We start from the raw sequence: 13146 nt of genomic DNA, 5'->3' as shown, positions 1-13146 counted from the left end.
GCTATCCGTAGTACTTTGTCGAAATGCCCCCGAAGTTCAGGCCGATCCCTTCCGATTCCCCACTGCTTTGCCAGGAAGCGATCATGACATCGCTCATCGTGTAGACGGCATAGAGCGTCTCGTCATTCTTGTAGAATTCGATCACGACGGTGCCGAATCTCGTTCCCTGGACCATATGCTTCGACAATTCCGGGCTCAGTGAGTCGCGCGTCTTGGTGAAGGAGAAATCCTTCGACTGCGCTCTATGCGAGATTCCGCCCGCGATCGGCGGGGATGTCGTTCCGAGGCTGGCAGATGTCGCCTGGCAGTTTTTGTCCAAAGGCTCGCCGAATTCCACATAGATCGACATGCCGTCCCCTCATGGTGGCTGCGGGCGGATAAACCCGCGCAACGTGTTCGGATGATTCCGGAATTCGTCGTGGACGTGATTGTCGGCCGGTCGGGTGTGGCCTCGGCACCCGTCGAAGCGCGGCCGCAGCCGCTTCGATCCCGGCAGCATAGACGTATGGGCAACGCTAAGGAATGGGAGACTACGGGGCTTGGTCCGGTCGCGGCGGGTAGGTTCCGATCCAGCGTTTCACCTTGCGCTGGTAGGCGAGATAGGGCTCGCCGAGCGAGGCCGCCAGTACGCGCTCCTCGATCCGGACCTGCAGCGCGATGGCGACGAAGAGCGCCAGCGTAAAGGCCGCCTGCATCAGGTTGGGCAGCACGATGAACAGCCCGGTGAACAGCACGGCCTGGCCGACGAAGACCGGGTTGCGCGAGATCGCGAACGGGCCGGTGTCGACGATCGGCCCTTGCTCGCCCTCGGCCGCGCCGATGCGCCAGGAGGCGCCCATGTAGCGCTGCGAGATGATGGCGATGCAGGCGCCGATGACGCAGAGCAGGTGGCCGAGGAGATCGTACCAGGGGCCGTCGAACCAGCGCGCCAGCGGGTCGCCCCTGATCGGGTCGCCAAGCGTCGCGATCACGAGCGGCCAGAGCACGCTGCCGGCGAAGGCGACGCGGAAGAGCAGGGCGGGCACTTTCTGCCTGTCGCTGCCTTTGCCGAAGAGCCAGATTGGCCGCCCCGCCTCCTTGGCCAGGATCGCCGACATGGCCAGGAAGCTGATGACGTAGACGAGCACCATCAGGTAGCTCATCGCCTCCATCGCGGTCATGCGTAGTGCTCCCCGCTCAGCCGGTCTTGCCGGCGTCGAAGCGCAGCAGGCGCAGCGCGTTGGCGGTGACGATCACGGTCGCGCCTGTATCGGCCAGGATCGCGACCCAGAGCCCGGTATAGCCGAGCACGCTCGTCACCAGGAACACGGCTTTCAAGCCCAGCGCGATGGCGATGTTGGTGCGGATATTGCCCATCGTCGCCCGCGCCAGCCGGATCATCGCCGGCACGTCGCGGACCCGGCTCTTGAGCAGCGCGCCATCGGCCGTCTCCAGCGCCACGTCGGTGCCCGAGCCCATCGCCACGCCGATGGTGGCGGCGGCGAGCGCCGGCGCGTCGTTGATGCCGTCGCCGACCATCATCACCGGTGTTTCGATCGCGTAGTCCTTGATCGCCGCGACCTTGCCGTCCGGCATCAGCTCGGCCTTGTGCTCCATGCCGAGCGCACCGGCGATGGCAGCGCCGGTGCGGGCATTGTCGCCGGTCAGCATCACCGAGCGGATGCCGAGCTGCTTCAACTCGGCCACCGCCAGCGCCGCATCCTCACGCGGCTCGTCGCGCAGCGCGATCAGCCCGGCGAGCCTGCCGCCGGCGATCACCGCCGCGACGGTCTTGCCGGCGCTTTCGAGCTGCGCGACCTGGGCGTTGGCCTGATCGTCGAACCTGGCGCGGCTGGTCGCATGGCGCGGCGCGCCGACGAAGACCTCCTCGCCGCCGACCGTGCCGGTGACGCCCTGGCCGGCGATCGCCGCAGCGCCGGAGGCAGGCACGACGCTGATTGCATCGGCTTTGGCCCGCTCCAGCACGGCCTGCGCCAGCGGATGGCTCGAACCGGTCTCGACGGCAGCCGCCAGCGCGACGACCTCGCGCTCCGGCCGCCCCAGGCCGACGACATCCGTCACCCGCGGGGTGCCTTGCGTCAGCGTCCCCGTCTTGTCGAAGGCGACGAGGCCGGTGCGGGCGGCGGCCTCGATCACGACGCCACCCTTCATCAGCAGGCCGCTGCGCGCGCCGGCCGAGAGCGAGGCCGCGATCGCCGCCGGCACCGAGATCACCAGCGCGCAGGGGCAGCCGATCAGCAGCAGCGCCAGCGCACGGTAGATCCAGACCGACCATTCGCCGCCGAAGAGCAGCGGCGGCACCAGCAGCACCAGCAGCGCCAGCCCGACGATCGCCGGCATGTAGATGCGCGAGAAGCGGTCGATGAAGCGCTCTGTCGGCGCCCGCGCCTCCTGCGCCTCCTCGACCAGCCGGATGATGCGCGAGATCGTGTTGTCCTCGGCGGCCTTGCTGACGCGCACGCGCAGGGCAGCCTCGCGGTTGACCGAGCCGGCGAAGACCGGCTCGCCGACGCCCTTGGTCTTCGGCACCGACTCGCCGGTCACCGGGCTCTCGTCGATGCCGGAGATGCCGTCCGTGATCTCGCCATCGGCCGGAATGCGGTCGCCGGGCCGGACCAGCACGGTCTGCCCGATCCTGAGCGCGGCCGCATCGACCTGCTTCGTCGCGCCGTTCTCCTCGACCAGCGCCGTCTTCGGCACGAGCTCGCCGAGCGCGCGGATCGAGGCGCGGGCCCGGTCGGCCGCGACGCCCTCCAGCACCTCGCCCACGGCGAAGAGGAAGACGACCAGCGCCGCCTCCTCGGCCGCGCCGATGAACAGCGCGCCGATGGCGGCGATCGTCATCAGCATCTCGATGGTGAAGGGCAGGCCGGCGCTCGCGGCGGCGAAGGCGCGTCGCGCGATTGGCGCCACGCCGATCAGGCAGGCGAGGATGAAGGCCCAATGCGCCGCCGCCGGCCAGAGCAGGCTCGCGCTCCAGGCGGCTGCGAGCAGCGCGCCGGTGACGAGGACGAGCCGGCCCTTGTTGGTCTGGTACCAGCTCGCGCCGTCCGGCGTGACCTCATGGACATGGCCGGGCAGGCCGTGGCCCGGATCGGCCTTGGCGGCGACGTGCTCATGCTTGTGGCCGTGATCATGGCCTTCATGGCTGTGATCGTGGCCATGCTGGTCGTGGTCTTCATGATCGTGGCTGTGGCCATGGTCGTGATCGTGCCCGCAGCAACTGGCAGCTTCCGGAGCGGAGGACTTGGCCGCCGCCTTGGCCGCGATCGGCGTCGCGGTATAGCCGAGCCCGATGACGCGGCGCTCGACGGCCTCGACCGCGCCCGCTTGCCGATCGAGCGCGAGCGTCATCGTCTCCGTCATCACCGAGAGTTTTACCTCGCTGACGCCGGGCAGCTTCTCGACCGCGGCGCGAATCGTCGCGGCGCAGCTCGGGCAGTCCATGCCGCCGACTTTCCAGCTCAGGAGCTCGGTTTCGCTGCGATTGGCCATGCTCGTCTCCGCTTGTCGCCGCCTTGAGACATCTTATGTACAAGCTGGAGTGACTAGAGGTTCAAGAGGAAAATCATGCTCGCCGCGAAAAAACTCGAGCGCGTCGTCCCGATCGGCGCGCTGTCGGATGAGACCGGCGTCAAGGTCGAGACCATCCGCTACTATGAGCAGGTCGGCCTGCTGCCGCCGCCGGAGCGTTCGGAGGGCAACCAGCGCCGCTATGGCCGCAGGCATGTCGAGCGCCTCGCCTTCATCAAGCATGCGCGCGACCTCGGCTTCCCGGTCGAGGGCATCCGCACCCTGCTGCATCTCTCCGACACGCCGGAGATCGCCTGCGACGAGGCCCACGCCATCGCGGCGGGCCATCTCGACGACGTCCGGCGCAAGATCGCCCGGCTGCGCTCGCTGGAGACCGAGCTCGCCCGCATCGCCACGACCTGCGCCGGCGGCGTCAAAGCTTGCGACTGCGCCATCATCGAGGCGCTGGCCGATCACGGCCTGTGTAGCCACGAGGCGCATTGAGACTGCGCGGTGGTCTTGAAGGCGAGCGGATTTCGTCCTTCGAATGAGGGATGACCATCGCATTCGCCGGAGGGCTTACTGAAGGGCAGAGGCAGCCGCGTGATCGGTCGGATTGGCTCGACCATCCCAGCGCCGGCTGCGCATCCTGCGGGAGGCAGTGTCCGATGGCGAACGAGCAAGACGGCAAGCTGCGGCTGGACGCGGCCAAGCTGATCCAGAGCTACCCAACCTACAGATCTCTGCCGGCGCCGATGAAGACCTATGTCGACGGGCTCAACGCGTCGGCCGTCAAGCACAACAAGGAGGTCGACGCGTGGAACCTGGCCCATCCCGATGACCCGAAGAAAAAGCAGGCCTTGAACACGCCTTGCTGCTTCCAGGTCAGCTGGGCGCTGAACGCCGTCGGCGGCGACCACACGGTTCCCGCGGCGAGCCCGCGGCCGAGGCCGAACGCGCATTTCGGCGGCGGCTATCATCTCGGCGCCGTCGACGAGCTGGAGAATTACCTGAACGGAAAATACGGCCAGGGCGAGACCGTGAAGGCCGGCTCCCGCAACACGCGAAAAACCATGGAGGCCTATCTCGCCGGCCGGCAAGGCATCCTCGCCTTCAGGGAGGGTTATGCCGGGGCGCATACCGAGATCTGGGACAAGACCAGGGTCCTCCAGAACGGCGCCCCGATCGGCAATAACAGCAGCGGTGTCGCCACGATCGACGCCAACTGGATGTGGGCCCGCCCTAGCATCTATTTCTGGGAGGTCGTGCCGGAGCGGCCGGCCTTCATCGCTCCGCCCTGGCTCATCGGCTGGTGGGTCGTAACCGACCTCATGGCCAGATATTACTACTACTTCTACCCGGACGGCACGGTCGTCTATAAGAAGATCGCGCCGGCATATCCCAATTGCCCGCTCCCGACCGAGGCGAATTCCGGACGCTTCTCGGCCGGCCAGGGGCCATCGCTCCGCATTCAGTGGAATGACGAGGACTACGCCGCCGAGCTCTACGCTTATTTGCCCGTCTCGAACGTCACGATGATGGCGGGAAGCTACGAAAACATCGCCGCGCTACCCTTCAGCGCGGCGAAGATGAGCTTCTGAGAGCGGGCAGGGCCTGTGGCTGCGGGCGGCTGAGGCCGGACAACGTGCAGGTCGCGGGAGCAATGATGCGGGCGGGTGCTGCGAGAGAGTCAAATTGGCTTATAGATAAGCAAAAACAATGGTTTATACACTTTATATCGATGTGGAGACAGGTGCAATGGTCCACTCACAGGCAGGGCCGCTGGAACAAAGCTTTCACTGTCGACCACTTCAGGCGCTCCGAAACTGGCCTGTCGCAGATTCTCGAAACGTCTGCTTGCGGCGCCGGTTCACGGGACGTGATGTCTCCATTTAGACGCGAAACGCACCAGCAGCGCATCACTGCTCCCAATAGGCGTCCGGCGGCGGGTTCCAGTCGTTCAGGACGCAGCTATAGACGGCGCTCTCGTCGAAGGGGTAGCGCGCTTCCATCTCGGGCGTCAGCGTCAGGCCCAGCCCGGGCGCGGTGGGGCGCAGCAAGCGGCCGCCTTCGATCCGCCCCTGGCCGCCGATCATCTCGCGGCCGAGCGGGAAGTCGAGCATCGGGAACTCCACCAGCTTGCCGCCGCCGGCAAAGGCGGCATGGTAGTTTGCCATGATCGCCGCCGCTCCGCCCCAGGCATGCACGACGACGTCGATCTTGAGCTCGTCCGCTACGGCGAAGATCTCCATCACCGCGCTGATGCCGCCGATCACCGAGGCGTCGGGCTGAACGAAGGCATAGGCGCCGGCGCGCATGCGCTCGATCATCTCCTTCGGCGTCGTGATGATCTCGCCGCCGCAGACGGGCACGTCGATGCGCTGGCGCAGCTCGCGGAACGCCTCGGGGCTGTCGGGGCCGACGGCCTCCTCGACGAACAGCATGCGCTGCTCCGTCTTGGCGTGGACTGCCTCGACGAAGGCGACGACATCGTCCACGGGCTGCGGCGGATCGGCCAGATTCTGGCACATGTCGACGGCGACGCGGATGCCGCGCCTGGCCGCCTCGTCCAGCGCCCAGACGGTGCGCCAGACGTCGCGCTTGACCGAGCGGATCTTGTAGATGCCGATGCCCTTCGCACCCAGAAGGTCGAGCTCGCGGTTGAACTGGTGCTTGGCGTCGCAGCAGCCGCCGCTGCCGTAGATCTGGATCGAGTCGCGCCTGGCGCCGCCGAGCAGCTCATAGACCGGCACGCCGAGGCTCTTGCCCTTGGCGTCCTGCAAGGCCGCCTCGAACGCGCTGATGACATGGCGCGCCGCGCCCTGGAGCGACCAGTAATCGCAGAGCGAGCGCAGGTCCTTGACCCGCCGCGGGATGTCGAAGCCGTCCTTGCCCAGCATCAGCGGCGTGCAGAGATCGACGATCGATTTGAAGACCAGCGGTGCGAACACCGCGAGATAGCCTTCGCCGATGCCGGTCACGCCATTGTCCAGCGTCACCTCGACCATGCCGATCGTGCGCTTCGGCCCGTTCGGGAAGCAGGCCTTGATCTCGCGCTCATCCGCGTCGGCGTAGGGCGAACTCAGCAGGACGCAGCGAATTCCGGTGATCTCAGGCATGGGTCCCTCGCTTGGGCGATGGTCAGGGCATGGTCAAACTCAGCGCGCGTCCATGATCTCCGGCATCATGCGCCGGGCGATCGGCCGCAGCCGCTCCGCCTCGGCATTGTCGATCCAGCGATAGGGCCGGCGCAGGCGCGGGCCGACGGGCGCCCAATTGCCGACGGCGGCGAGCAGCTTGTCGAGCGCGGCGTTGGAATAGCCATGGTCGCGCCGGAACGGCAGGATGTGCTCGTCCATGAAAGTGCAGATGCGCTGCTCGATCTCGCGGGCGCCCGCGATGTCCGTCCGCATCATGTCGGTCCACAGTTGCGCGCCGCGCGGGCTGAGGCAGGCGACGTTGGAGAAGGCCCCGGCCGCGACGCCTGCCTGGACCCCGGTCGCAAGGTGGTGGCCCGGCAGGTAGAGCGCCCAATCGTCCAGATGCGCCTGAGCCTGCGAATACCAGGCCGCATCGCCATCGGCGAGCTTGATGCCTACGACCTGCGGCACCTGCTTCAGCACGGCAGCGAGCGTCGCCGGCGACAGCACGCGCTTCGCATGCGGCGGATTGTAGAGCACGAGCGGGATGTCTCCCGCCGCCTCGGCCGCCATCTGCAGGAAGTCCACCGCCTCAGGGTCGGTGACCGGCCACCAATCCGGCAGGATCACCTGGATGCCATCGGGCGCATGTGCGACGGCCCGGCGTAGCCGGTCGAGGGCGACGCTGGGGTCGGGCTGGCAGGCGCCGATCACGAAGGGCGTCTTCGCGCGGCTGCAGCGCTCGGCCAGGACGCGCTGGATCGCGTCGAACTCGGTCTCGGTCTGGTTGTGGCACTCGCCGGCGGTGCCGTTCGAATAGATCCCATCAACCCTGGCGGCGATCAGCACGTCGATCTCGTCGGCCAGCCTAGACAGGTCGATCGCCCCATCGGGCTCGATCGGCAGCAGCAGAGTCGCCCAGTTGCCGCGCAGCTTGCCCCACCTGCCTGCTCGTTCGAGCTTCCCGGCCATCGCCGTTTCCCCGCCTCACCACCTTGTTGACTTCAGGGATATCCTACAAGTAAATATCGTTCAACAGACGAACGGCATCCAACTGCGCTCCCTGGCAGCGTGCTGTCCGCGCCCAATGACGAGGTCGAAGGCTGTGAACCGGACGATCAGGCCCCTGGTGAAGCCGCAATCGCTGCACGTCTCGGTGCTCGAAAGCGTCAAGGCCTATATCGACGAGAGCGACCTGCCTCCGGGCAGCCAGCTTCCGCCGGAGAACGACCTCGCCCAGCAGCTCGGCGTCAGCCGCAATTCGGTGCGCGAGGCGGTCAAGGCGCTGGAATCCGTCGGCATCCTCGAAACCAGGCGGGGCATCGGCATCTTCGTCAGCGACTTCTCCTTCGCCCCGCTGCTCGACAACCTCGCCTTCGGCCTGCGCGGCCGGTTCGCTGATTTCGAGGAGCTCCTGACCATCCGCCGCGCCCTGGAAGGAGCGCTGATCGGCAGGACGGTGGAGGTGATCGGCGCCGACGACATCGCCGAGCTGCGCGCCATCACCGGCCAGATGAAGGCCCGGGTCGATGCCGGCAAAAGCTTCCTGGAGGAGGACCGGCGCTTCCACCGCACCCTGTTCCGCTGCCAGAACAACCAGCTGCTGCTGAAGCTGCTCGACATCTTCTGGCAGGCCTTCATCAAGGCCTCGGATTTCATCAATCTCGAAAATCGCGATCCCGTCGCAACCTGGCGCGATCACCACGAGATCGTCGAAGCCGTCGCCAAACGCGACGCCGAGACGGCGCGCGAGCGCCTCGACCACCACTATCACGGCATCTCAAAAATAATCGCGGCCAACAAAGGCGGCGAGCTAACGGGAGGATACCATGATCATGAGGACGTATCGTAAGGCGCTGATCTGCGCAGCGTTGCTGGCCGGCACGATGATGACGCCGGCCTTCGCCCAGACGAAGACGATCACCGGCGGCTTCGACGTCGGCCCCGGCGGCCTGCAGGGCAATTTCAACCCGATGACGGCGCCGGCCGGCTACACGTGGCTGAGCACCTATTTCGAGCCGCTCGTCACCTATGATGCCGGCCTGACCAAGCTCGTGCCGGCGCTGGCGACGAGCTGGGAGATCAGCGACGACAAGCTGAGCTATACCTTCAAGCTGGCCGAGGAGACCTGGCATGACGGCCAGAAATTCACCGCGGCCGACGTCAAGTTCACCATCGAGCTCAACAAGAACCCGAAGACCGCGAGCCTGCTCTCCGCGCGCCTGGCGGCCGTCGACAGCGTCGAGGTCAAAGACCCGCGCACCGTCGTCCTCAAGCTCTCCAGGCCCGACAACGCCCTGATCGTCAGCCTGACCAAGATGATGATCCTGCCGGCGCATGCGCTCGCGGCGATCGCGCCTGAGGACATGGCGAAGAACGCGATGTGGTCGACCAAGCCGATCGGCACCGGCCCGTTCAAGTTCGTGCGCTACGAGACCGACCGCTTCGTCGAACTCGCCGCCAACGAGACCTATCGCGGCGGCAGGCCCAAAGTCGACCGGCTGATCAACCGCTACTTCGCCAATGCGGCCGCGGCGATCTCGGCGCTGCGGGCCGGCGAAATCCAGTTCACCTATATCGAGTCCGACGACGTCCCGACCTTCAAGGGCAACAAGGACTACACGATCATCGAAGGCGCCTCCTACGTCGCCAACTATATCGGCTTCAACAACCAGGTGCCGCTCTGGAACGACATCCGCGTCCGTCAGGCGGTGATGCATGCGATCGACCGCAACGCGATCATCGACAGCCTCTACAAGGGCGCGGCCAAGAAGGCCGATTGCGGCTACGTCGAAGGGAGCCTGATCCCGAAGGGCCTCGACGAATATGCCTACGACCCGGCCAAGGCGACAAAGCTGCTCAAGGATGCCGGCTGGGACAAGATCAACGGCACCAAGCCGATCTCGTGGATCACCTATTACAACAACCCGCTGACCGCCAACGTCATGGCCGCAGTCCAGTCCATGCTCGCCCAGGTCGGCATCAACGTCGTGCCGCGCGCGCTGGATCCCGCCGGCTATAACGGCATCGTCATGTCCCGGACGCCGAACCCGGCCGATTTCCCGCTGGTCTATGCCGGCCTGCAGAACGGCCCCGATCCCGGAACGCTCAATCTCGGGCTGAACGAGAGTCAGATGCCGCCCGTCGGCCAGAACTTCCTGCAGATCAAGATCCCCGAACTCAACACCGCGCTGAATGCGGCCGTCGCCGAGACCGATCAGGCCAAGGCGACGACGAAATACCAGGACGTCTGCGCCGTCATGAACAAGACCCTGCCCTGGGGCACGATGTGGGTCGCCAACCGCTACGGCGTCGCCTCGGTCAAGCTCAAGGACTTCGTCTGGACGCCGGCGCCGGGCGGCGGGCCGTTCGCGGCCACGCCGGAAAAATGGTCGATCGCGCCCTGAGCCGGCGGGAGGGTGCCAAACGCCCTCCCTCGTCCCCTCGACGACGGACTGACCCATGCTTGGCTTCTATCTGAAGCGGCTCGCCGCCGGGCTGATGATGCTGATCGCGCTCAGCATCATGGTCTTCGTGCTGCTGCGCCTGGCCCCCGGCGACCCGGTCGATGCCTACCTCAATCCGCTGGCCCCGCTGAGCCAGGTCGAGATGGACGCGCTGCGCCAGCGGCTCGGCCTCGACCAACCCTGGCCGGTGCAATATCTCGCCTGGCTGCGCGCGGCGCTGGGCGGCGATCTCGGCTATTCGATCGACCGGGCCGGCGTGCGCGTGCTGCCGCTCCTGATGGAGCGCACCGGGCCGACGCTGCTGCTGATGCTGACCGGCCTTGCCATGGCGATCGTGCTGGGCATCGCGGCCGGCGTCGCCGGAGCGGTCAAGCGCAACTCCGCCATCGATCTCGGGCTCGGCGTGCTTGCCTTCATCGCCATCTCGACCCCGGCCTTCCTCAACGCCCTGCTCGGCCTCTACGTCTTTGCGGTGATACTGCGCTGGGCCCCCTCGGGCGGGATGCTGACGCCGGGCGCGCCCTTCTCGCTCTCCGATCTGCTGGCTCACCTCATCCTGCCCGCCTCGCTGCTCGCCGTCGGCTATTCCGCGCTGTTCATGCGCTACATGCGCTCCTCGATGATCGAGGTGTTGAACCAGGACTACCTGCGCACGGCCCGGGCCAAGGGCGTCGACGAGTTCGCGGTGATCGTCAGGCACGCGCTGCGCAACGCCATCCTGCCGGTGATCACCCTGATTGGCTCGACCATCGGCGTCGCGATTGGCGGCGCGATCTTCATCGAAAGCGTCTTCGACTGGCCGGGCATGGGGCTCCTGATGGTCAAGGCCGTCGAGACCCGCGACTACCCGGTGATCATGGGTGCGACGCTGCTGGTCGGCGCCGGCGTCATCCTGGTCAACCTCCTGACCGACCTCGCCTATGCGGTGGTCGATCCGCGCATCCAGGTGAACTGATGATCGCGGACGCCCCCATCGCCGCCAGCGCGGCCCCCCTGCAAAGCCTCAGCCGGAGCCCGCTGCAACGCGCGCTCGGCCGCTTCTTCCGCAATCGCGTGGCGATCGCAGGCCTGCTCATCCTGGCGCCGGTGCTGCTCGCCGTGCTGACCTATCCGCTCTGGTGGCGCTATGCCCCCAACAGCATCGATCTGCGGGCGCTCAACTCCGGGCCGACGGCCTCCCATTGGCTCGGCACCGACGGCGTCGGCCGCGATACGCTGGCCCGCCTGCTCCAGGGCGGGCGGATCTCGCTGCTGATCGCGTCGGTTTCGGTCGCGATCTCGCTTATGATCGGCTTCGTCGTCGGCGCGCTCGCCGCCTTTGGCGGGCGCGCCGTCGACAACGCGATCATGCGCTTCGTCGATCTCGCCATGACGCTGCCGCCGGTCATCCTGCTGCTGGTACTCGCCTCGATCACCGGCCCTGGCATCCTGCCGACGATCTTCGTGATCTCGCTCCTGTCCTGGCCGGTGCTGTCGCGCATGGTGCGGGCTCGGCTGCTGGAACTGCGCGAGCGCGATTTCGTCGTCGCCTCCCGCGGCTTTGGCGCTGGTCTAGGCCATCTGCTCTTCCGCCATGCCTTGCCGAACTCGCTCGACATCCTCGTGGTCTACGCCTCCCTGCAATTCGCCAATGCGATCCTGCTCGAAGCCGGCCTCTCCTTCCTGGGCATGGGCATCGTTCCGCCCGAAGCGAGCTGGGGCAACATGCTGAGGGCGGCGCGCTCGACCGTCGTGCTCGAACTGCACCCCACGCAGTGGATGCCGGCGGGCGCGGCGCTCGTGGCGACCGTGCTCGCCATCAATTTCATCGGAGACGGCCTTCGCGACGCCTTCGACCCCCGCACAGACCTCAAGTGATTCAAGCAGAGAAAGTCTCGGTTCATGACACGCTTCCACGGAGTGGTTCCCCCGGTCGTCACCCCCCTGACAAAGGATTTCCGGGTCGACTACCCCTCCTTCACCCGTGTCATCGAGCATCTGCTCGACGGCGGCGTCGACGGGCTGTTCGTGCTCGGATCGACCAGCGAAGTCGTCTTCCACGGCGGTGACGAGCGCCGAAAAATCATCGAGCACGCCGTCAAGATCAACAATGGCCGCGTGCCGATCTTCGCCGGCGTGATCGACCCGACGACCGACCGCGTCATCCAGCACGCCAAGGTGGCCCAATCCGCCGGCGCCGACGCGCTGGTGGTGACCGCGCCCTTCTACACCCGGACCAACCAGGCCGAGACGATCGACCATTTCCGCTATGTGCGCGAGGCGGTCGACCGCCCGGTGATCGCCTATGACATCCCGGTCTGCGTCCACATCAAGCTCGAGCGCAAGACGACCGTCACGCTCGCCCGCGAAGGAACCGTGGCCGGCCTGAAGGATTCCAGCGGCGACGACGGCAATTTCCGTTTCGTCAGGCAGGATCTGGCGGATCTGCCTGATTTCTTCGCGATGACGGGGTCCGAGATCGTGGTCGACAACGCCGCGCTGATGGGCGCCCAGGGCGTGGTCCCCGGCCTCGCCAACGTCGATCCCAAGGGCTACGTCAAGCTCTGGCGGCTGACCCAGGCCGGCAAATGGGACGAGGCCCGCAAGGAGCAGGAACGGCTCTGCCGCCTGTTCGAGATGGTCTGGATCTCGCTCGGCCGCACCAGCGCGGGCTCCGCCGGTGTCGGCGCCTTCAAGACGGCGATGCAGCTTCTCGGCGTCATCGACACCAACACGATGGCCCGCCCGCAACGCTCCCTCAACGCCGAAGAAGCAGGAGCGATCAAGGCGATTCTCAGGGGTACCGGGCTTCTCGGTTAGGAGCGCGAGGCCTGCGCTGCCAGCGCGTGTAAAGGCGCGGGTGCTTGGATTTGGCGGGGGCGGCAGGGCGCCGCTGCCCTGGTTCAGGTTCTGTCGGCACGCCTGCGTTCAGGGGTCTCGGTGATATCAACGGGATGGGCTGGTGCTGCGAGAGAGGATTGAACTCTCGACCTCTCCATTACCAATGGAGTGCTCTACCACTGAGCTACCGCAGCAGGACCGCTAGC

General features: G+C 66.6%; 12 protein-coding genes and 1 tRNA gene. 7 read left to right on the top strand and 6 right to left on the bottom strand.

Annotated elements, in window-relative coordinates; all coding sequences use genetic code 11:
* Position 1: 1 nt before the first annotated feature.
* The 3 genes from DWF00_RS17185 to DWF00_RS17175 all read right to left on the bottom strand — a co-directional run bounded on the left by DWF00_RS17185 (position 2) and on the right by DWF00_RS17175 (position 3495).
* A complete protein-coding gene (locus DWF00_RS17185; RefSeq protein ID WP_114828947.1) occupies positions 2 to 349 on the bottom strand; it encodes a type VI secretion system tube protein Hcp in 348 nt (115 codons plus the stop codon).
* A gap of 181 nt (positions 350 to 530) precedes the next feature.
* Entirely contained in the window at positions 531 to 1160 is a 630-nt protein-coding gene (locus DWF00_RS17180) for a methyltransferase family protein (protein WP_114828946.1), read from the bottom strand.
* A gap of 16 nt (positions 1161 to 1176) precedes the next feature.
* On the bottom strand, positions 1177 to 3495 hold the full coding sequence (locus tag DWF00_RS17175) for a heavy metal translocating P-type ATPase (RefSeq protein WP_114828945.1): 2319 nt from the start codon (positions 3493 to 3495) through the stop codon (positions 1177 to 1179).
* 75 nt (positions 3496 to 3570) lie between these two features.
* On the opposite strand from DWF00_RS17175, the gene DWF00_RS17170 reads away from it, so the two are divergent.
* Both DWF00_RS17170 and DWF00_RS17165 read left to right on the top strand, forming a co-directional pair.
* Entirely contained in the window at positions 3571 to 4017 is a 447-nt protein-coding gene (locus DWF00_RS17170) for a MerR family transcriptional regulator (RefSeq protein ID WP_114828944.1), read from the top strand.
* Between the two features lie 164 nt (positions 4018 to 4181).
* Positions 4182 to 5114 (top strand): T6SS effector amidase Tae4 family protein, encoded by a 933-nt coding sequence (locus DWF00_RS17165; RefSeq protein WP_181832601.1) that lies wholly within the window; start codon positions 4182 to 4184, stop codon positions 5112 to 5114.
* Between the two features lie 318 nt (positions 5115 to 5432).
* On the opposite strand, the gene DWF00_RS17160 is transcribed toward DWF00_RS17165, so the two are convergent.
* A complete protein-coding gene (locus DWF00_RS17160) occupies positions 5433 to 6632 on the bottom strand; it encodes a mandelate racemase/muconate lactonizing enzyme family protein (protein WP_114828942.1) in 1200 nt (399 codons plus the stop codon).
* A 39-nt stretch (positions 6633 to 6671) separates the two neighbouring features.
* Positions 6672 to 7625: a dihydrodipicolinate synthase family protein gene (locus tag DWF00_RS17155; protein ID WP_114828941.1), complete on the bottom strand. Its 954-nt coding sequence runs from the start codon at positions 7623 to 7625 to the stop codon at positions 6672 to 6674.
* 133 nt (positions 7626 to 7758) lie between these two features.
* Here DWF00_RS17155 and DWF00_RS17150 point away from each other — a divergent pair, with 133 nt between their 5' ends.
* From DWF00_RS17150 to DWF00_RS17130, 5 genes are read left to right on the top strand one after another with little or no spacing between them, the layout of a single operon-like run.
* A complete protein-coding gene (locus tag DWF00_RS17150; protein WP_245974024.1) occupies positions 7759 to 8505 on the top strand; it encodes a FadR/GntR family transcriptional regulator in 747 nt (248 codons plus the stop codon).
* Positions 8486 to 10060 (top strand): ABC transporter substrate-binding protein, encoded by a 1575-nt coding sequence (locus tag DWF00_RS17145; RefSeq protein WP_425453139.1) that lies wholly within the window; start codon positions 8486 to 8488, stop codon positions 10058 to 10060. Before DWF00_RS17150 ends, DWF00_RS17145 begins: the two co-directional genes overlap by 20 nt.
* Positions 10061 to 10115: 55 nt before the next feature.
* Positions 10116 to 11075, top strand: coding sequence for an ABC transporter permease (locus DWF00_RS17140; RefSeq protein WP_114828939.1), 960 nt, complete (start codon positions 10116 to 10118; stop codon positions 11073 to 11075).
* Positions 11075 to 11977 carry an ABC transporter permease gene (locus DWF00_RS17135; protein ID WP_114828938.1) on the top strand — a complete coding sequence of 301 codons (903 nt, stop codon included), beginning with the start codon at positions 11075 to 11077 and terminating at the stop codon, positions 11975 to 11977. The genes DWF00_RS17140 and DWF00_RS17135 overlap by 1 nt, the downstream gene beginning before the upstream one ends.
* Before the next feature lie 24 nt (positions 11978 to 12001).
* The gene (locus DWF00_RS17130; RefSeq protein ID WP_114828937.1) at positions 12002 to 12919 is read left to right on the top strand and encodes a dihydrodipicolinate synthase family protein; all 918 of its coding nucleotides are present in this window, start codon (positions 12002 to 12004) and stop codon (positions 12917 to 12919) included.
* Positions 12920 to 13059: 140 nt separating this feature from the next.
* On the opposite strand, the gene DWF00_RS17125 is transcribed toward DWF00_RS17130, so the two are convergent.
* Positions 13060 to 13134, bottom strand: a tRNA-Thr gene (locus DWF00_RS17125).
* Between the last annotated feature and the right edge of the window lie 12 nt (positions 13135 to 13146).

Origin of the sequence: Allobosea caraganae (assembly GCF_003351345.1) — a bacterium.
Lineage (GTDB): Bacteria > Pseudomonadota > Alphaproteobacteria > Rhizobiales > Beijerinckiaceae > Allobosea > Allobosea caraganae.
Note: the sequence above shows the minus strand (reverse complement) of the source record. Positions and strands in the feature narration are given on the sequence as shown.